The following is an 18,754-nucleotide window of genomic DNA, read 5'->3' as shown; positions in this document are numbered from 1 at the left end:
GAAGGAACCTCAAGATGTCCACGCTCGAAATCCGTGACCTGCACGTCAGCGTCGCACACTCGGACGCAACCGCTCAGCCGATCGACATCCTCAAGGGTGTGAACCTGACGGTCCGTTCCGGTGAGACACACGCCATCATGGGCCCCAACGGGTCCGGCAAGTCGACGCTGTCCTATGCGATCGCCGGTCATCCCAAGTACACGGTCACCTCCGGCACCATCACCCTCGACGGTGAGGACGTGTTGGAGATGTCTGTCGACGAGCGCGCGCGCGCGGGCCTGTTCCTTGCGATGCAGTACCCGGTGGAGGTGCCGGGTGTGTCGATGTCGAACTTCCTGCGCACCGCGGTCACCGCGGTTCGCGGCGAAGCACCCAAGCTTCGGCACTGGGTCAAAGAGGTCAAGAGCGCCATGGGCGAGCTCGAGATCAAGGACGAGTTCGCCGACCGCAGCGTAAACGAGGGCTTCTCCGGTGGTGAGAAGAAGCGGCACGAGATCCTGCAGCTGGGATTGCTCAAGCCGAAGATCGCCATCCTCGACGAGACCGACTCCGGACTGGACGTCGATGCACTGCGTGTCGTGTCCGAGGGTGTCAACACCTACAAGGAGCGCGGCTGGGTCGATTCCACCGGCACGCCGGTGGGTGGCGGGGTTCTGTTGATCACGCACTACACGCGCATCCTTCGATACATCAAGCCGGATTTCGTGCACGTGTTCGTGGGCGGTCAGATCGTGCAGTCCGGTGGAGCCGAACTGGCCGACGAGCTCGAAGCAAACGGATATGCGGGATTCACTCAGGCTGCAACAACAGGAGCGTGAACTATGGCCGGGAGCGGAGCCTGCGACGTGACCAGAGCTGGAAGTGCACCGGCAGTTTTGACGGGTAGCACGTTCGACGTCGCGTCGGTGCGTGCGGACTTTCCGATACTCGGTCGCACGGTTCGAGACGACAAGCCGTTGGTGTACTTGGACTCGGGTGCGACGTCACAGCGTCCGGTCCAGGTCCTCGACGCCGAGCGCCACTTCTCGGTGACGTGCAACGCAGCGGTCCACCGCGGCGCTCATCAACTCGCCGAAGAGGCCACCGATGCCTACGAGGGTGCCCGTGCGGCTATCGCGTCGTTCGTCGGTGCCGACGTCGATGAGTTGGTGTTCACCAAGAACGCCACCGAATCGCTCAACCTGGTGACGTACGTGCTCGGGGACGACCGGTTCGATCGCCACGTAGGTCCCGGTGACGAGATCGTCATCACCGAACTCGAGCACCACGCCAATCTGGTTCCCTGGCAGGAGCTGGCACGGCGTACCGGTGCGACGTTGCGGTGGTACGGCGTCACCGACGACGGCCGGATCGATCTCGATTCGTTGACTCTGACCGATGCGGTCAAGGTCGTCGCGTTCACGCATCAGTCGAACGTGACGGGTGCGGTCGCTCCCGTGGCCGAGTTGGTTCGTCGGGCGAGAGAAGTCGGCGCACTGGTCGTACTCGACGCATGCCAGTCGGTGCCGCACATGGCCGTCGATTTTCACGAACTCGACGTGGACTACGCGGCGTTCTCCGGGCACAAGATGCTGGGGCCGTCCGGAGTCGGTGTTCTCTACGGGAAGGCCGCGCTGCTCGCAGCGATGCCACCGTTCATCACCGGCGGTTCGATGATCGAGACCGTCACCATGGAGAAGACGACGTACGCGTTGCCTCCGCAGCGGTTCGAGGCCGGAGTCCCGATGACGTCGCAGGTGGTGGGACTAGGCGCTGCAGTCGGTTATCTCGAGGTCGTCGGGATGGATGCGATTGCCGCACACGAGCACGAACTGGTCGTAACCACACTCGCGAGGTTCGCCGAGCTCGACGGCGTCCGGGTGCTCGGACCGACCACCGGAGTCGACCGCGGATCGGCCGTGTCGTTCACGGTCGATGGAATTCACGCACATGACCTCGGGCAGATTCTCGACGACGAAGGCGTTGCCATCCGCGTCGGGCATCATTGCGCGTGGCCACTGCACCGACGGTTCGGAGTCGCCGCCACGGCGCGGGCGTCGTTCGCCCTGTACAACACACTCGACGAGGTCGACGTGCTCGTCGCTGCGATCGAACGCGCGCAGAGCTTCTTCGGAACAACGCGAGCGACCACGGCATCGGATGGAGCGGCCTGACATGCGTATGGAACAGATGTACCAAGAGGTGATCCTCGATCACTACAAACATCCGCACGGCCGTGGACTGCGCGAGCCGTTCGGTGCCGAGGTACATCACGTCAACCCGACATGCGGCGACGAGGTCACACTCCGAGTCCACATCGACGAGCAGGGCACGGTCGCCGACGTGTCCTACGACGGGCAGGGCTGTTCGATCAGCCAGGCGGCGACGTCCGTGCTGACCGATCAGGTGGTCGGATTGCCTGTTGCGCAGGCTCTGCGAACCGTCGACGCGTTCAGCGAGATGGTGGGAAGCAGGGGTAACGTCGAAGGAGACGAGGACGTCATCGGCGACGGAGTTGCTTTTGCCGGTGTGTCGAAGTATCCGGCGCGCGTCAAGTGCGCGTTGCTCGGATGGATGGCTTTCAAGGACGCGGTTGTTCGGATAGTCGACGAGACTCCCGTAGAGACCGCACGATCCGGAGGACTACAAGCATGACCGAAACACCCGTGACAGAGACACCGGCAGCCGAGTCGGCGCCAGTCTCGCTCACTGCCGACGAGATCAAGGTGCTCGAAGATCTCGAGGAGGCGATGCGTGACGTCGTCGACCCCGAGTTGGGGATCAACGTCGTCGACCTGGGTCTGGTGTACGACATCAAGATCGACGCCGACGACATCGTCACGATCGACATGACTCTGACGTCGGCGGCATGCCCGTTGACCGACGTGATCGAGGACCAGGCACGGGGCGCTCTGGTGCGCAGCGGTCTGGCGTCGGATCTGAAGATCAACTGGGTCTGGATGCCGCCATGGGGTCCCGACAAGATCACCGACGACGGACGTGAACAGCTGAGGGCTCTCGGCTTCACCGTCTGAGTCACACGCCCGAGTCACGCACCTTTGCGGGCTCGGGCGCCTTCGTCTGCTGTCTTCTCCGCAGGGGTACTCTTCGCGGCGGCCTTCTTGGCCGCGGCCTTTTTCGCGGGTGCCTTCTTCGCTGCGGCCTTTTTCGCAGGAGCCTTCTTCGCCGCGGATTCAGAAGTCGCCGATCCTGACGCCCCTGATCCTGACGACCCTGATCCTGACGGCGAGCTCTTGGCGTTCTTGCCCGCAGCTTCCACGCTGCGCTGCAGCGCAGCGACCAGATCGACGACCTCGGCGTCCTCGCCCTCGTCCGACGTCGCGTCCTCGGTCTGGATGACCTTCTCGCCGCCGTTGGCGATGGTGTCGTCGATCAGTTTGCGGAGTTCGATCTGATAGTCGTCGGTGTACTCGGTCGGATCGAAGTCCGAGGACATGCTCTCGACCAGTGACGTCGCCATCTTGACTTCCTGCGGACGCGCCTCGGGGGCGTCGTCGAGCGACGGGAACTCTGCGGCTCGAACCTCGTCCGGCCACAGCAGTGTCTGGATGACCAAGGTGTCGTCTCGCACTCGCAGCGCCGCAAGGCGGGTTTTCTGACGCAACGTGAAGTGAACCAGCGCCGTGCGCTCCGTCTCGAGAAGCGTTTGGCGCAGAAGAACGTAGGCCTTCGGCGACGACGAGTCCGGTTCGAGAAAGTAGCTCTTGTCGTACAGGATGGGGTCGATCTGGTCGGTAGGCACGAATTCGAGTACTGGAATCTCGTGCTTCTCCGCAGCGGGCAGCTTGTCGAAGTCCTCGTCCGTCAGCACGACCCTCTCCCCGTCGGGAGAGTCGTATGCCTTGTCGATGTCGGCGAACTGTACCGACTTACCGCATTCGGAGCAGATGCGGTCGTACTTGATCCGGCCGCCGTCCTTGGCGTGCACCTGGTGGAACCGGATGTCGTGGGTCTCTGTCGCCGAGTAGACCTTCACTGGGACGTTGACCAGCCCGAAGGCGATCGATCCCTTCCAAATGGAACGCATGGGGTTCATGATTGCCGAGAAACGTCCGATCTGTCGAGCGTAAGCCGATATTTCAGATGCCGACCACTGTTCTGGCGATCGCGAGACGCGCGGCCGTGGGCAGCGTCGGGAACATTCGAGTCATCGCCGATACCGTTCCTCGCAGGTCGCCCCTGCCCGAGAGGTACGACGTCTGCAGTGACACCGGAAGTTCGAAGAAGCTCGCGAAGAAGTGTGGGATCTGCTCGCTGTCGAGGTTGAGTGCAGTCCTGAGACCGAGGTTGCGCAGGCGCTGTACCGCCCACACGGACAGCGGCGACGACGAGTTGCCGTCCGCGAGTCCGGCGACGAGGAGATCCGTGGTTGCCAGGGATGCCGCGACGCTGTACCCGGTGGCGGGGTGCATCAGATGCGAGCGGGCGCCGAATCTTACGATTCCGCGATCGCCCCTCGTCCTGGCCGGCGGCTGGACCGCGAACTTCACCCTCTCGACAGGCTCCTGTCCGGTCGGAACAAGGCCTCTGCTGCGCAGCCTGGCGACGAGCCGGGGACGCAGCACCGACGGTTCGAGCGCCGGAGATCCGACCAAGCAGGTCTCCTCAAGGAGGATTCGGTCGTCGCCGAGTGGGACCGCGTACAGAAAGCTGGGGATATCGCCGCGCTCGGCTCCATTGTCCGTGCGCCAATCCATGAACCATGCACCGACGCCTTCGAGCAAGAACTCGCCTACGTCCCGTTCCACGATCACACCGAACGCCGTCTGTTCCGCAAGTCCGGTAAGCCCTGTCGACCCGCGGGCGTCGACGACCGAGCGGCCCCGTATCGACCTGCCGTCGGTCAGGGTCACCACGTCCCGTCGAACTGTCGATGCGGTGGCCGCAAGGACTCTCGCGTTGCCCACGGTGAGGACCGCCTGGAGTGCTGCGGTGTCGAGCACGCAGTACATGCGATCGATGGATTGGCGCCGAGTGGTCCAGACAGCGGGGTGGGCAGTGGACGCTGCGACGACCGAAGGAGGGAGCCACCCGGGCAGCTCGTCGCTCCAGGCAGAATACGTCGGCGTCCAGTGCCGGTCCGGGTGTGGGTCGACGGCGATGACATCGAGCCCGGCCGCGGATGCACGATGCGCGATCGCGCGTCCGGCAGGACCCAATCCGACGACGACGACATCGGCGGACAGTCCGGCGGAGTGGTTCACAGCCCGCCGGTTGCGAGCAATCCGCCGTCCACCCGGATCGTCTCTCCGGTGATCCACGAGGACTTGTCCGATGCGAGAAATCCGATGAGCGATGCGACATCCTCCGGTGTACCGAGTCGCTTCATCGGATATGCCGCCGACGCCGCATCCTCGCCTCCAGCAACGAGTGCCTCGGCGAACTTGGTCTTGACGACGCCAGGGGCGACAGCGTTGACACGGATGGACGGCCCGAGCTGCCAGGCGAGCTCCTCGGTCAATCGAATCAGCGCTGCCTTGGAGGCACCGTAGGCGGCGATGACGCCGGTGGATCTGATGCCGGCGACACTCGCGAGGTTGATCACGACGCCGCCGTGCTCTCCCATCCACGCCTTGAACGCTTCCTGGACGAACCCGAGGGTGGCGACGACGTTGGTGTCGAAGATCTTTTTGACGCCGTCGAGATCGGCTTCCATCAGCGAGCCGTACACAGGGTTGATGCCCGTGTTGTTGATCAGGATGTCGAGCGAACCGAACTCGGCGATCGTCCGTGCAACGGCGTCACGACGCGAATCCGCGTCCCCCGCGTTGCCGGGGATCGTCAGTACCTCGGCTCCGGAACCTGCGCCCGAGCGCAGATCGCGGGCGGCGTCGGCGAGCGGCTCCGGCTTGCGCGCGGTGATGGCAACCTTGGCGCCACGGGCCAGGAACTCGGCGGCAACAGCCTTTCCGATGCCTCTGCTGGCTCCTGTGACGAGTGCAACTCGACCGGTCAAATCCTTGTCCTGCGCGGGGTTCTCGGAGGTCATGAGCCAGACGTTACCGGTGTCGCCGCGCTCGGTGGCAGGAGCACTCTCCGCGAGAGGTTAAAATAAGTGGTTGCTCGAGCCGTACCCGAGCATCATTCACCACGTAGCCGACCCGGCTCGTCACGAAACCTGTACGCAATCGCTAGGAGCTCATGCGTGATCACCGCCACCGACTTGGAAGTTCGTGCCGGTGTCCGCACGTTGCTCTCTGCCCCCGGCCCTGCTCTCCGCGTGCAAGCAGGCGATCGAATCGGGCTGGTCGGCCGTAACGGAGCAGGCAAGACCACGACACTGCGCATCCTGGCGGGGGAGGGCGAGCCGTACGCCGGACATGTGGTGCGAACGGGTGACCTCGGCTACCTGCCGCAGGATCCGAAGGAAGGCGATCTCGACATCCTCGCCAAGGATCGAGTGCTCTCTGCGCGCGGGCTCGACACGCTGCTGAACAAGATGGAGAAGCAGCAGGCCCTGATGGCGGAGGTCGCCGACGAGGATCGTCTCGACCGAGCTGTCCGCAAGTACGGCGAGCTCGAGGAGCGGTTCGCGTCGCTCGGTGGTTACGAAGCCGAGAGCGAGGCTGCACGTATCTCGAACAGCCTCGGTCTGCCGGATCGAATTCTCGGCCAGGCGCTGCGGACGCTGTCCGGTGGGCAACGCCGCCGCGTCGAGTTGGCTCGCATCCTGTTCGCCGCCTCAGACGGCAGCGGTGGTAGGTCCAACACGACGCTGCTGCTGGACGAGCCGACCAACCACCTCGATGCCGACTCGATCACGTGGCTTCGTGGATTTCTGCAGAACCACGAGGGCGGATTGATCGTCATAAGCCACGACGTGGAACTTCTCGGTGACGTCGTCAACCGGGTGTGGTTCCTCGACGCGGTTCGAGGTGAAGCCGATATCTACAACATGAACTGGAAGAAGTACATCGATGCGCGCGCGACCGACGAGCAGCGTCGACGCCGCGAACGCGCGAACGCGGAGAAGAAGGCGGGCGCACTCCGCGTGCAGGCGGCCAAGATGGGTGCCAAAGCAACCAAAGCCGTTGCGGCACAGAACATGGCGAAGCGTGCCGACAAGCTGATGGCCAACCTCGACGCCGAGCGTGTGTCCGACAAGGTCGCGCACATCAGGTTCCCCGAGCCTGCGCCCTGCGGAAAGACGCCGCTGATGGCGAAGAACCTCACCAAGATGTACGGATCGCTGGAAATCTTCGCCGGAGTCGACCTGGCCATCGACCGCGGTAGTCGCGTCGTCGTTCTCGGGCTGAACGGCGCGGGCAAGACGACGTTGCTGAGGATTCTTGCCGGAACCGAGAAGTCCGACTCGGGTCAGATCGAGCCTGGCCACGGATTGCGCGTCGGATACTTCGCGCAGGAACACGACACCCTCGACGACAATGCAAGCGTCTGGGAGAACATTCGGCACGCAGCACCCGATACAGGAGAGCAGGAACTGAGGTCGCTTCTCGGGGCCTTCATGTTCACCGGGCCTCAGCTCGAGCAACCCGCAGGTACATTGTCCGGCGGTGAGAAGACACGTCTTGCGCTGGCAGGGCTGGTCTCCTCGGCCGCCAACGTCCTTCTTCTCGACGAGCCGACGAACAACCTCGACCCGATCTCGCGCGAGCAGGTACTCGATGCACTGCGTAGCTACAAGGGTGCAGTCGTGTTGGTGACCCACGACCCGGGCGCCGCGGAGGCCCTGTCGCCGGAGCGTGTGATCCTGCTTCCCGACGGCAACGAGGATCATTGGTCGCAGGACTACCTGGAATTGATCCAGCTGGCCTGACCCAGCCCGTGCGACCGAGGCTGGCTGATTCGGCTGTTCTCCGTTGGACGAGCGAGGCAGTCCACTACCCTGAACGTGCGGGGGGCATTCGGTGAGTGCTGAGTTTGCGGATCGCTCCGCCGGCTCCGCTCCACAGTCATCGTTGACTGGAGGAACCCATGGCGCGTGTGGAGACTCGATCGGCCGACCGTGAGCTGGGCGGGGTACCGGGACCGTCGATCGCAAAAGGCGCACGGATAACCAAAGGCGCACGGATAACCGGAGATTCGAGGGATCGACTCCGATCCACCCTCGAAGAGCAGTACGCGGCCGGTGCAAGCATCCGGTCGCTGGCGCAGCAGACCGGCCGCTCCTACGGCTTCGTGCACAAAGTACTGGCGGAGTCGGGCGTCGCACTTCGTGGGCGAGGTGGGCCGAACCGAAAGAAAGCCAGCCGGCCCAGCTAGCCCGCGGATTCGCGCTTTCGAACCGATTCCTCGACGAGGTCGAGAACAGCGGACAGATTGTTGCCACCCTGGCCGGACGCGATACGCGCGACGAGGCCGTCGAGGACCAGATCGAGATAGTCGACCATCACGTCCTGCGGTACGTCGTCCCGTAGTCGGCCTGCGGTCTTCTGCCGTTCCAGTCGAGCCATCGTCGCGTCGGTCAGATCGGCTGACTGCTCCGACCAACTGTCACGAAACTCCGAGTCCGTTCGCAGTCGACGCGCGATCTCGAGGCGCGTGCCGAGCCACTCGTATCGATCCGGTTGCTCGAGGATGTCCCGCATGACCTGCACGAGACCCTGATTCGCTGCGACCTCGGCCATGCGCCGCGCATCTTCTTGCGCGAGGGCGAGAAACAGGCCGTCCTTGTCCTTGAAATGGTGAAAAATGGCGCCGCGCGACAAGCCGGTTGCTTCTTCCAGTCGCCGAACGGTTGCACCTTCGTAGCCGAACTCACCGAAGCACCGCCTGGCGCCGTCGAGGATTTCGCTTCGCCTCGCAGCCAACTGGTCTTCACTGACCTTGGGCACTTGTGTCGTTCCTACTTTCGCTGACGGTTCTCGAACGACGATGGACCCGGAAACAAGAGTTGCTTCCGAGCCCATCCCCGTCGGAGAAGATCAGTCACTGGTCATGTCGCGGGATCAGGTCCTGCGAGCTGGACGAGGAAACAGATCAGCCGTTGATCATGTTGCGAAGCACATACTGCAGGATGCCGCCGTTGCGGTAGTAATCTGCTTCACCCGGCGTATCGATGCGGACCACGGCCTCGAACTCGACCTTGGACCCGTCCGTCTTCGTCGCGGTGACCGACATCGTCTTCGGCGTGATGCCGTCGTTGAGCTTCTCGATACCGACGATGTCGAACGTCTCGGTGCCGTCGAGCTTCAGCGACTTCGCGCTTTCACCGACCGGGAACTGAAGCGGGACAACGCCCATGCCGATGAGGTTGGAGCGGTGAATGCGCTCGAACGACTCGGTGATGACGGCCTTGACGCCGAGGAGCGAGGTGCCCTTGGCGGCCCAGTCACGCGAGGACCCCGATCCGTACTCCTTGCCACCGAGGACGACGAGCGGGATGCCCGCGGCCTGGTAGTTCTGCGACGCGTCGTAGATGAAGGCCTGTGGGCCGTCGTCCAGGGTGAAGTCGCGGGTGTAACCACCCGAAACGTCGTCGAGGAGCTGGTTCTTCAGACGGATGTTCGCGAACGTGCCGCGAATCATGACCTCGTGGTTGCCACGACGCGATCCGAGGGAGTTGTAGTCCTTGCGCTCGACGCCGTGCGAGTCGAGGTACTGCGCTGCCGGGGTGCCGGCCTTGATGGGTCCTGCAGGGCTGATGTGGTCGGTGGTGACCGAGTCGCCGAGCAGGGCCAGAACGCGAGCGCCCTTGATATCGGTGACCGGAGCTGGATCCATCGTCATGCCGTCGAAGTACGGAGGCTTCCGCACGTAGGTCGACTTCGGATCCCACTCGAAGGTGTCGCCCTCGGGAGTGGAGAGGTTCTGCCAACGGCTGTCACCGGCGAAGATGGTCTCGTAGGACTTGCTGAACATGTCGCGGCTGATCGACGACTGGATCGTCTCTTCGATCTCCTGCGAGGACGGCCAGATGTCCTTGAGGTACACGGGGTTTCCCTCGTGGTCCTCGCCGAGCGAATCGGTCTCGAAGTCGAAGTCCATCGTTCCCGCAAGGCCGTAGGCGATGACGAGCGGCGGCGACGCCAGGTAGTTCATCTTGACGTCGGGGGAGATGCGACCTTCGAAGTTGCGGTTTCCCGAGAGCACGGCAGTGACCGACAGGTCGTTGTCGTTGATCGCCTTGGAGATCGGCTCGAGCAGAGGGCCGGTGTTACCGATGCACGTGGTGCATCCGTAGCCGCCGAGGAAGTAGCCGAGCTTCTCGAGGTACGGCCACAGGCCTGCCTTCTCGTAGTAGTCGGTCACGACCTGCGAACCGGGAGCCATGTTGGTCTTGACCCACGGCTTGGTCGACAGGCCCTTCTCGACGGCGTTGCGAGCGAGCAGCGCTGCGCCGAGCATGACCGACGGGTTCGAGGTGTTGGTGCAGGACGTGATGCCTGCGACGACAACCGCGCCATGGTCGAGCACGAACTCGCCTGCTTCGTCGGTGACGACGCGCGCGGGCTTGCTCGGGCGACCCTCGGAGCCGTAGGCGGCCGACTGGACGTCGACCGCGCCGTCGTCCGCGAAGGAAAGCGTTGCCGGGTCGGATGCCGGGAAGGACTCTTCGACTGCCTCGTCGAGCTGCGTGTGCTCGGTCGGGTAGTTCTCCTCCACGTAGTTGTGGATGTCCTTGCGGAACGCAGTTTTGGACTCGGACAACAGGATTCGGTCCTGCGGACGCTTCGGTCCCGCGATGGACGGTACGACCGTGTTGAGATCGAGCTCGATGTACTCGGAGTAGACCGCCTCGTTCTCGGGGTCGTGCCACATGCCCTGTTCCTTGGCGTACGCCTCGACGAGAGCGAGCTGCTCGTCGCTGCGGCCGGTCAGGTGCAGGTAGTTGATGGTCTCCTCGTCGATCGGGAAGATCGCTGCGGTGGAACCGAACTCGGGGCTCATGTTGCCCAGGGTCGCGCGGTTGGCGAGGGGAACCTCGGCGACGCCCTTGCCGTAGAACTCGACGAACTTGCCGACGACGCCGTGCTTGCGCAGCATCTCGGTGGCGGTCAGCACGACGTCCGTCGCGGTCACGCCGGGCTGGATCTCACCGGAGAGCTTGAAACCGACGACGCGGGGGATGAGCATCGAGACGGGCTGGCCGAGCATGGCTGCCTCGGCCTCGATGCCGCCGACGCCCCAACCGAGAACGCCGAGGCCGTTGACCATCGTCGTGTGCGAGTCGGTGCCGACGCAGGTGTCGGGGTATGCCTGACCCTTGCGGGTCATGACCGTCGGTGCCAGGTACTCGATGTTGACCTGGTGGACGATGCCCATGCCGGGTGGGACGACCTTGAAGTCGTCGAATGCGCCCTGGCCCCAACGCAGGAACTGGTACCGCTCGCCGTTGCGCTCGTACTCGAGGTCGACGTTGCGCTCGAGGGCGTCGGCGCGACCGAATACGTCGAGGATGACCGAGTGGTCGATGACCATGTCGGCGGGGGAGAGCGGGTTGACCTTGTTCGGGTCGCCGCCGAGAGTCGTGACGGCTTCACGCATGGTGGCGAGGTCGACGACACAGGGGACACCGGTGAAGTCCTGCATGATCACGCGTGCAGGGGTGAACTGGATTTCGATGCTCGGGTCCGCGGAGGGGTCCCATGAGGCGATCGAACGGATGTGGTCGGCGGTGATGTTGGCACCGTCCTCGGTGCGAAGGAGGTTCTCCGCGAGGACCTTCAGCGCGTAGGGCAACTTCTCGGCACCGGGCAACGCCGACAGGCGGAAGATCTCGTACGAGTTCTCTCCGACTTCGAGGGTGCCCTTTGCACCGAATGAATCATTACTGGCGGTCACTTCAGCTCCACTCGTCTATGAGGCACACCGCCGACGGGGCTGTGTCGACGGTTGAAGCGAGACGTACTGCGCGCCAGGTCGGCGCGTGAACGTCTCGAACTCGAGTCTAACAGTACGCTTGTCCTGTTGGAAACGAAGGGCAGCCTACATCTCTGTGAGCGCACCCTGCACGGTCGATCTTCGTGCAGTCCGGGTGCCTTCGCAATGCAGGGGAACCTCAGCCGACGCGTCGAGGCGGCGCGGCGCGGTCCGTCGTCGATTCGGTGACGTAGGGTTCTTTCCGGCGAGTTCGTACTGTGCGGTAACGATCGCCCACCGAAGACGCTGCTATTGCCGACTGGACGAGAAATGCCTGAACCGATCCTTGCCTTTGTTCCACTCGCCGCCGAGGTCCCACCCGGTGTCGACGTCGACGAGATCGTGTCCGAGGTCGCCTCCACCGGTGTGAGCGCGCCGGCGTCGATGGAGGACGCGCTGCTCTCGGCCGTCCATCGCGCCGAGGAGCACGGAATCGATCTGAGCATCGTCGTCGTCGACGCGGATCCGTCACACGATTCACAGCTGCGCGATCTCGCGACCGCCGTCGGTACGCAGGACGGGGGCACGGTCCTGGTTCTCAGTCCGGGGCAGGTCGGTTCGTTCAGCGACACGGTCAGCCGTGTGGATCTCGAATCGGGGCAGGACACCACCTACACGGGAGATCCTGTCAGCGCGGCCGACAACTTCGTCGACACTCTCGTCGGCCCACAGACTCCGTGGGCGGGGATCACGGCCGTGATCGTCCTCGTGGTCGCAGGCTGCGCCGCAGCCACCGCAGCGGTGAAGGCTCGCAGACGACGATCCGAGCAGAACGCGCGTACACGGGTGGACGTCGGTTCGAAGGACTGATTTCCCGACACCTCCGACGGATGCCCCGACCCGATGGTCGGGGCATTTTTCGTCGGCACCCGAAAAAAGTCGGAAAAACTGTTTTCGGCATCCGCCGTGTTCAGACATTTGCGCAGGCCGAATTACAAATGTGTTCTTTGTGACCGGAGTTTCATTAGTGTGCAAAGTGTCGTACGGTGCCATTGGCACTGCTGGGGAAGGAGTGTCGCAGAGGGCAGAGGTCTACCCGTGGGGATACGGGTGACTGATGCTTCGGGTGTGGCCGATGTGGTCGACACCTGTCGTGTTGCTGCGCGTCTTCTCCCTGCCCGGTGAGCGTGACGGCAGCACCCGACGTGGGTGCAACCCATCCACTCGACCGGTGCCTACGACCGTTCTGGTCGTGGCGAGTGCCGGAACCGAGGGAGACTTCTGTGAGGCGACGAGCACTCCGCGGCACTCGCCGCAGCGCGTTCTCCAACTCTGTGCGACTGATGATCGGGGCCGGACTGGTCGTGGCCCTGATGAGCACGATGGGTGGCGTTGCCGCCGCCGTGCCTCCGCCACCTCCCAATCCGTCCGATTCCGACCTCGCTGCCGCCGGATCGCGCGTGGACAGTCGACTCGGGGCGGTCGGCGAGCTGATCAACCAGGTCGCCGCTGCCAATCAGCAGCTGGCGCAGCTCGACAACGAGGTGGCGATCAAACGAGAAGGTGTCAACAAGGCCCTCGTGGATTTGCAGAACGCCCGTGATGCAGCTGACGTGGCAGCGCAGATCGTTGCCGTCGCGCAACAATCGCTCGCGGATGCAGGTACGCAGATCCAAGCTGCTCAGCGCAAGTTCGACGAGTTCGCGAAATCGAGCTACACGCAGGGGACCGGTGTCGCCTCGGTCGCGTCGTTCCTCGGTTCGAGTGGCCCCGACGACGTGCTCGATCGTGCCCAGGTGTTGAAGGTTCTCTCCAACAGCCAGAACGCGGTACTCGACGGGCTTCAACGCGCGCGTACCGAACAGGCGAACAAGGACTCTGCAGCACGCGAGTCCAAGCAGCACGCCGACGCTGCGTCCGCCGAAGCGGAAGGCAAGAAAGCCGAAGCAGAACAGGCGATCGCCACCGCGAGGGCAGCTCTACAGGCCCAGGCGGAACAGAAAGCTGCGATCGAGGGCCAGCGTGACTCGGCACAGAGCCAGCTCGACGCAGCTCGCTCGGACGTCGCAGGTCTGCAGGATCAGCGTGTCGCGTACTCCGCCTGGGAGACGCAGAAGGCAGCAGAGGATGCGGCCATTGCCGCGGCCGCCGCTGCCGCGCGGGAAGCCGCGGTACAGGCTGCGGCACGCGTCGCCGCAAACCAAGCAGCATCGGCCGCCGCTGCAGCCGCAGCCGCCGGCCAGCGCTCGCACACGGACATCGACGACTCGGACAGTGACAGCTCGGACAGCTCGGACAGTGACAGTTCGGCCGGCACCTCGGGCACAACGGCGACGCCGCCGAAGAAGCCGCGAACCTCCGGGCAGTCCAACCCGTCGTTGACCGGCAGTGCCGCGATCGAGTTGGCCATCGACCGAGGGATGTCCCAGCTCGGTGTTCCGTACTCGTGGGGCGGGGGAGATGAGAACGGACCGACGAAGGGCATCCGCGACGGAGGCGTCGCCGACAGCTACGGCGACTACAACAAGGTCGGATTCGACTGCTCGGGCTTGATGATCTACGCCTTCGCCGGCCTCGGAATCTCACTGCCGCACTACACCGGTTACCAGTACACAGCAGGCAAGCAGGTTCCGTCCTCGGACATGAAACGCGGCGACATGCTGTTCTACGGCCCGAACGCGAGCCAACACGTCGCGCTGTATCTCGGAGACGGCAAAATGCTGGAAGCACCACAATCGGGTGACGTCGTGAAGGTCTCCTCCGTTCGGTACGACGGTATGACGCCGTACGCCGTGCGTATGGTGTCCTGAGTACGAACTCGTACGCCACTGGCCTCGAGGCGGTCTTGCTCTCGCGCGCGGTCGTCACCTGGAATAGTGGGCGGGGGACAGCACAAGGTGCACGGGCAACGATGTAAGTGAAAGCGGTGAATTCTTGGTGACATCACGTGACGGCGGCGAATCGAACGGCAGTGCGGCTGGTGGGGGCGGTTCGAGCCGGACGGACGGTGCCGGGCTCGCCCAGGACGTTCAGATCCTGGAGAAGGCTGTCTACGAGGTCAAGCGTGTGATCGTCGGGCAGGATCGGTTGGTCGAACGCATTCTGGTCGGGCTGTTGGCCCGGGGACACGTTCTGCTCGAAGGTGTACCAGGAGTGGCGAAGACGCTCGCGGTGGAAACGTTCGCCAAGGTCGTCGGCGGATCGTTCTCGCGTGTGCAGTTCACTCCTGACCTCGTGCCGACGGACCTGATCGGTACTCGCATCTACCGTCAGGGCCGCGAGGAGTTCGACACCGAACTCGGTCCGGTCGTCGCAAATTTCGTGCTCGCCGACGAGATCAACAGAGCGCCCGCGAAGGTGCAATCCGCCCTGCTCGAAGTGATGGCGGAGCGGCACGTGTCCATCGGTGGCAAGACATTCCCGATGCCGGATCCGTTCCTGGTGATGGCAACCCAGAACCCGATCGAGAACGAGGGCGTCTACCCGCTCCCCGAGGCGCAACGGGATCGCTTCCTGTTCAAGATCGTCGTCGACTACCCCTCCGTCGAGGAGGAACGCGAGATCGTCTACCGGATGGGCACTGCCGTGCCGACACCGAAGCAGATCCTCGACCCGGTCGAACTCGTCCGTCTGCAGAACGTGGCGAGTTCTGTGTTCGTCCACCACGCGCTGGTGGACTACGTCGTCCGAGTCATCTCGGCAACGCGGACGCCGGAGACCTTCGGTCTCGACGACGTGGCGAGCTGGATCGCCTATGGAGCGTCACCGCGCGCAACGTTGGGGATCATTTCCGCTTCGCGCGCGCTCGCTCTGCTCCGCGGCCGTGACTACGTCGTCCCTCAGGATGTACTCGAGGTGATTCCCGATGTGCTCAGGCATCGTCTCGTGCTCTCGTACGACGCTCTGGCGGACGAGGTGACGCCCGAGGACGTCATCACGCGTGTCCTCCAGACCGTGGGACTGCCCCAGGTTGCGCCGCAGGCAGTCGGGGTGCAGCACAGTCCAGCTCACCAGCAAGGACCGGTACAGCAGGGATCGGTACAGCAGGGACCGCCCCAGCAGGGACCGGTACAGCAGGGTCCGGCGCCGTACCCCGGCAACGGCCAGCAGTCTGGTCCGCAGGCCCCGTCGCTGGACAAGTCACCAGGCACCGCACCGGCCGTGGGTAGCCAGAAGCAGTGAAGGGGCGATCAGCCGGGGCAGCCGACCACGCGGTCGATGCTCGTCCGCCCTCGTTCCACAGTGGTGAACTTCGAGATCCGTCACTGGCTGCGGCTCTCCGAACGCTGGAGCTGACGGTCCGACGCCGACTCGACGGAGTTCTCCACGGTGATCATCTCGGGCTGATACCCGGCCCCGGTTCGGAGCCGGGTGATGCCCGCGAATATCAACCGGGCGACGACGTTCGGCAGATGGACTGGTCGGTCACCGCACGTACGACGCATCCACATGTCCGTCAGTCGGTCGCCGATCGTGAGTTGGAGACGTGGATGGTCGTAGATCTGTCTGCGAGCCTGGATTTCGGAACCACCGGTTGCGAGAAGAGGGACCTCGCGGTCGCGGCAGCAGCAGCGATCACGCATCTGACGAGCGGCGGCGGCAATCGAATCGGTGCTGTCGTGGCGACGGGGGCTGCCACGACGCGAATCCCTGCACGCGGTGGTCGGATTCATTCGCAGTCGATGTTGCGCACGATAGCGACGACGCCGAGTGCCGCGGACGGTGTCCGAGGGGATCTGCTCGGCGCGATCGAATCATTGCGCCGACCACAGCGCAGGCGCGGGATGGCTGTCGTGATCAGTGATTTTCTCGGCGACATCGATTGGGAACGCTCGCTCCGTGCCATTGCGGCGCGTCACGACATCCTGGCCATCGAAGTGCTCGACCCCCGAGATCTCCACCTGCCGGACATCGGTGACGTCGTGCTGCACGACCCCGAATCGGGACGCACCAAGGAGTTCAGCGTGACGCCGCGTCTGCGTGCGGACTTCGCCGAGGCCGCCGCGCAACACCGCGACGACGTCGAACGTGCGCTGCGCCGGTGCGGTGCACCGCGACTGACACTGCGCACGGACGGCGACTGGATCGCCGACGTCGTCAGATTCGTGTCCTCGCGTCGGCACACACTCGGTGCCAGCGCCGTCAACACCGCTCGGGCCGGCCGACGATGAGCCTGTCGGAGTTCACCTCCCCGTGGTGGTTGCTTTTCCTGTTCGTCGTCGTGGGTCTCGTTGTCGGTTACGTCGTGGTGCAACGCAGGCGCCACAAGCACACACTCCGATTCTCGAACATGGAACTGCTCGAGAGGGTTGCGCCGACGAGGCCCGGATACTGGCGCCACGTTCCGACCGCACTCGTCCTCGTCGGGCTGTTGCTGCTCACGGTCGCGCTGGCGGGACCGACTGCGGACCAACGAGTACCGCGTAATCGCGCGACGGTGATGCTCGTCATCGACGTGTCGCTGTCGATGGAAGCAACCGACGTCGAGCCCTCCCGGTTGGCCGCAGCGCAGGAGGCAGGAAAGTCGTTCGCCGACGGCCTGACTCCCGGTATCAACCTCGGGCTCGTCGCATTCGCCGGTACCGCATCGGTTCTCGTGTCGCCGACCGCCAACCGCGAGGCGACGAAGGCCGCCATCGACAAACTTCAACTGAGCGAACGTACCGCGACCGGGGAGGCGATCTTCACGTCGCTGCAATCGATCGACACACTCGGTGCAGTTCTCGGCGGTGGCGACGCCGCACCCCCGGCCAGGATCGTGCTCCTGTCGGACGGCAAGCAGACCGTGCCCGAGAGCCCGGACGATCCTCGCGGCGGTTACACGGCCGCGCGTGCTGCGAAAGACAAGAACGTCCCGATCTCCACGATTTCGTTCGGTACCAGTTACGGAACCGTGGACATCGAGGACGAGTCCGGTGTCGAGCGGGTTTTGGTTCCGGTCGACGATCCCTCGCTGCGTGAGATCGCGAACCTGTCCGGGGGAAGCTTCTTCACCGCCTCCTCGCTCGAGGAGCTGCGCGCGGTCTACGACACTCTGGAAGAGCAGATCGGCTTCGAGGTCACTCGCGGCGATGCGAGTCGGCCGTGGCTGATTCTCGGAGTCCTCTTCACCGCAACAGGATTGGGAACCGCTTTGGTTCTTCGGCAAAGATTGCCCTGAATTCCTGTTATTACTCACCAGTAAGTCTCGCTTTGTCATTCCAGGACGAACAGATAGGTTGCAGGCATGTCCAAACCCGACTTCATCGCTCGATCGGTACTCGTCACCGGAGGTAACCGAGGCATCGGTCTGTCCATCGCGCAGCGTCTCGTCGCAGACGGGCACAAGGTCGCCGTCACTCACCGCGGATCCGGCGTCCCCGACGGCCTGTTCGGAGTCGTATGCGACGTCACCGATTCGGAGTCGGTGGACGCTGCCTTCACCGAGGTCGAGAAAGTTCAGGGACCGGTCGAGGTTCTGGTCTCCAACGCAGGAATCACCGACGACACGCTGATCATGCGTATGAGTGAGGACCAGTTCGCGACGGTGATCGACGCTAACCTCACGGGCGCGTTCCGTGTCGCCAAGCGGGCAAGTAGATCGATGCTACGAGCACGGTATGGGCGGTTCATTTTTCTGGGATCGGTCGTCGCGCTCGCGGGTACACCGGGCCAAGCGAACTACGCCGCGTCCAAGGCTGGAGTCATCGGACTTGCTCGCTCGCTCACCCGTGAACTCGGGTCGCGTTCGATCACGGCCAACGTCGTCGCGCCTGGCTTCATCGACACGGAGATGACGCAGGCGCTTGACGAGAAGTACCAGGAGATGGCCGTCAGTGCGATCCCCCTCGGCCGCAAGGGTAAGACCGAAGAAGTTGCAGGTGTGATCAGCTGGCTCGCGTCCGAGGACGCCGCGTATGTCTCCGGTGCTGTCATCCCGGTCGACGGTGGCCTCGGTATGGGGCACTGATTTTTTCTCGTTATTCCTCGTTTCGATCCGATCGGTAAGGAA

Annotated in this window: 17 protein-coding genes; 12 read left to right on the top strand and 5 right to left on the bottom strand. The window is 64.0% G+C overall.

Annotated elements, in window-relative coordinates; translation table 11 throughout:
- Window positions 1–14: 14 nt before the first annotated feature.
- From sufC to RY1_RS02275, 4 genes are read left to right on the top strand one after another with little or no spacing between them, the layout of a single operon-like run.
- Window positions 15–818 (top strand): Fe-S cluster assembly ATPase SufC, encoded by an 804-nt coding sequence (gene sufC / locus RY1_RS02290; protein ID WP_072801871.1) that lies wholly within the window; start codon window positions 15–17, stop codon window positions 816–818.
- Between the two features lie 57 nt (window positions 819–875).
- Window positions 876–2,153 (top strand): cysteine desulfurase, encoded by a 1,278-nt coding sequence (locus RY1_RS02285; protein ID WP_072801870.1) that lies wholly within the window; start codon window positions 876–878, stop codon window positions 2,151–2,153.
- Between the two features lies 1 nt (window position 2,154).
- Window positions 2,155–2,634, top strand: coding sequence for a Fe-S cluster assembly sulfur transfer protein SufU (gene sufU, locus RY1_RS02280; protein WP_072801869.1), 480 nt, complete (start codon window positions 2,155–2,157; stop codon window positions 2,632–2,634).
- On the top strand, window positions 2,631–3,014 hold the full coding sequence (locus RY1_RS02275) for a metal-sulfur cluster assembly factor (protein WP_072801868.1): 384 nt from the start codon (window positions 2,631–2,633) through the stop codon (window positions 3,012–3,014). The genes sufU and RY1_RS02275 overlap by 4 nt, the downstream gene beginning before the upstream one ends.
- Before the next feature lie 14 nt (window positions 3,015–3,028).
- Here the strand turns inward: RY1_RS02275 and ku are convergent, their stop codons facing one another.
- The 3 genes from ku to RY1_RS02260 are packed head-to-tail and all read right to left on the bottom strand — an operon-like array spanning window position 3,029 to window position 5,989.
- On the bottom strand, window positions 3,029–4,027 hold the full coding sequence (ku, locus tag RY1_RS02270; RefSeq protein ID WP_072801867.1) for a non-homologous end joining protein Ku: 999 nt from the start codon (window positions 4,025–4,027) through the stop codon (window positions 3,029–3,031).
- A 52-nt stretch (window positions 4,028–4,079) separates the two neighbouring features.
- Window positions 4,080–5,204 carry a lycopene cyclase family protein gene (locus tag RY1_RS02265; protein WP_072801866.1) on the bottom strand — a complete coding sequence of 375 codons (1,125 nt, stop codon included), beginning with the start codon at window positions 5,202–5,204 and terminating at the stop codon, window positions 4,080–4,082.
- Complete coding sequence (locus RY1_RS02260) at window positions 5,201–5,989, bottom strand: SDR family oxidoreductase (protein ID WP_072801865.1); 789 nt, start codon at window positions 5,987–5,989, stop codon at window positions 5,201–5,203. Before RY1_RS02260 ends, RY1_RS02265 begins: the two co-directional genes overlap by 4 nt.
- Before the next feature lie 156 nt (window positions 5,990–6,145).
- Between RY1_RS02260 and RY1_RS02255 the strand changes: the two genes are divergently transcribed.
- Both RY1_RS02255 and RY1_RS02250 read left to right on the top strand, forming a co-directional pair.
- A complete protein-coding gene (locus tag RY1_RS02255) occupies window positions 6,146–7,777 on the top strand; it encodes an ABC-F family ATP-binding cassette domain-containing protein (protein ID WP_072801864.1) in 1,632 nt (543 codons plus the stop codon).
- Window positions 7,778–7,995: 218 nt separating this feature from the next.
- Complete coding sequence (locus RY1_RS02250; protein WP_072802257.1) at window positions 7,996–8,223, top strand: helix-turn-helix domain-containing protein; 228 nt, start codon at window positions 7,996–7,998, stop codon at window positions 8,221–8,223.
- Here the strand turns inward: RY1_RS02250 and RY1_RS02245 are convergent.
- The gene (locus RY1_RS02245; protein WP_072801863.1) at window positions 8,220–8,795 is read right to left on the bottom strand and encodes a TetR/AcrR family transcriptional regulator; all 576 of its coding nucleotides are present in this window, start codon (window positions 8,793–8,795) and stop codon (window positions 8,220–8,222) included. The genes RY1_RS02250 and RY1_RS02245 overlap by 4 nt on opposite strands.
- Before the next feature lie 145 nt (window positions 8,796–8,940).
- A complete protein-coding gene (gene acnA / locus RY1_RS02240) occupies window positions 8,941–11,745 on the bottom strand; it encodes an aconitate hydratase AcnA (protein ID WP_072801862.1) in 2,805 nt (934 codons plus the stop codon).
- 348 nt (window positions 11,746–12,093) lie between these two features.
- Here acnA and RY1_RS02235 point away from each other — a divergent pair, with 348 nt between their 5' ends.
- From RY1_RS02235 to fabG1, 6 genes are all read left to right on the top strand, one after another.
- Entirely contained in the window at window positions 12,094–12,633 is a 540-nt protein-coding gene (locus RY1_RS02235) for an Rv1476 family membrane protein (RefSeq protein ID WP_072801861.1), read from the top strand.
- A gap of 473 nt (window positions 12,634–13,106) precedes the next feature.
- Window positions 13,107–14,573 (top strand): NlpC/P60 family protein, encoded by a 1,467-nt coding sequence (locus RY1_RS02230; protein ID WP_174565322.1) that lies wholly within the window; start codon window positions 13,107–13,109, stop codon window positions 14,571–14,573.
- A gap of 223 nt (window positions 14,574–14,796) precedes the next feature.
- The gene (locus RY1_RS02225) at window positions 14,797–15,945 is read left to right on the top strand and encodes an AAA family ATPase (protein ID WP_072802256.1); all 1,149 of its coding nucleotides are present in this window, start codon (window positions 14,797–14,799) and stop codon (window positions 15,943–15,945) included.
- A complete protein-coding gene (locus RY1_RS02220; protein WP_072801859.1) occupies window positions 15,942–16,934 on the top strand; it encodes a DUF58 domain-containing protein in 993 nt (330 codons plus the stop codon). Before RY1_RS02225 ends, RY1_RS02220 begins: the two co-directional genes overlap by 4 nt.
- Complete coding sequence (locus RY1_RS02215; RefSeq protein ID WP_072801858.1) at window positions 16,931–17,923, top strand: VWA domain-containing protein; 993 nt, start codon at window positions 16,931–16,933, stop codon at window positions 17,921–17,923. Before RY1_RS02220 ends, RY1_RS02215 begins: the two co-directional genes overlap by 4 nt.
- A gap of 66 nt (window positions 17,924–17,989) precedes the next feature.
- Window positions 17,990–18,712: a 3-oxoacyl-ACP reductase FabG1 gene (gene fabG1, locus RY1_RS02210; protein WP_072801857.1), complete on the top strand. Its 723-nt coding sequence runs from the start codon at window positions 17,990–17,992 to the stop codon at window positions 18,710–18,712.
- Window positions 18,713–18,754: the final 42 nt, after the last annotated feature.

The organism is Rhodococcus yunnanensis NBRC 103083 (genome assembly GCF_001895005.1).
Taxonomy (GTDB): domain Bacteria; phylum Actinomycetota; class Actinomycetes; order Mycobacteriales; family Mycobacteriaceae; genus Rhodococcoides; species Rhodococcoides yunnanense.
The sequence above is the reverse complement of the archived record's forward strand: the minus strand, read 5'-3'. Positions and strand labels throughout refer to the sequence as shown.

Excerpts from the sequence above, each read along its gene's own strand:
- RY1_RS02215 (WP_072801858.1), top strand. The coding sequence starts at position 16,931 with ATGAGCCTGTCGGAGTTCACCTCCCCGTGGTGGTTGCTTTTCCTGTTC.
- RY1_RS02275 (WP_072801868.1), top strand. The coding sequence starts at position 2,631 with ATGACCGAAACACCCGTGACAGAGACACCGGCAGCCGAGTCGGCGCCA.
- sufC (WP_072801871.1), top strand. The coding sequence starts at position 15 with ATGTCCACGCTCGAAATCCGTGACCTGCACGTCAGCGTCGCACACTCG.
- RY1_RS02235 (WP_072801861.1), top strand. The coding sequence starts at position 12,094 with ATGCCTGAACCGATCCTTGCCTTTGTTCCACTCGCCGCCGAGGTCCCA.
- RY1_RS02230 (WP_174565322.1), top strand. The coding sequence starts at position 13,107 with ATGATCGGGGCCGGACTGGTCGTGGCCCTGATGAGCACGATGGGTGGC.
- fabG1 (WP_072801857.1), top strand. The coding sequence starts at position 17,990 with ATGTCCAAACCCGACTTCATCGCTCGATCGGTACTCGTCACCGGAGGT.
- sufU (WP_072801869.1), top strand. The coding sequence starts at position 2,155 with ATGCGTATGGAACAGATGTACCAAGAGGTGATCCTCGATCACTACAAA.
- ku (WP_072801867.1), bottom strand. The coding sequence starts at position 4,027 with ATGCGTTCCATTTGGAAGGGATCGATCGCCTTCGGGCTGGTCAACGTC.
- RY1_RS02260 (WP_072801865.1), bottom strand. The coding sequence starts at position 5,989 with ATGACCTCCGAGAACCCCGCGCAGGACAAGGATTTGACCGGTCGAGTT.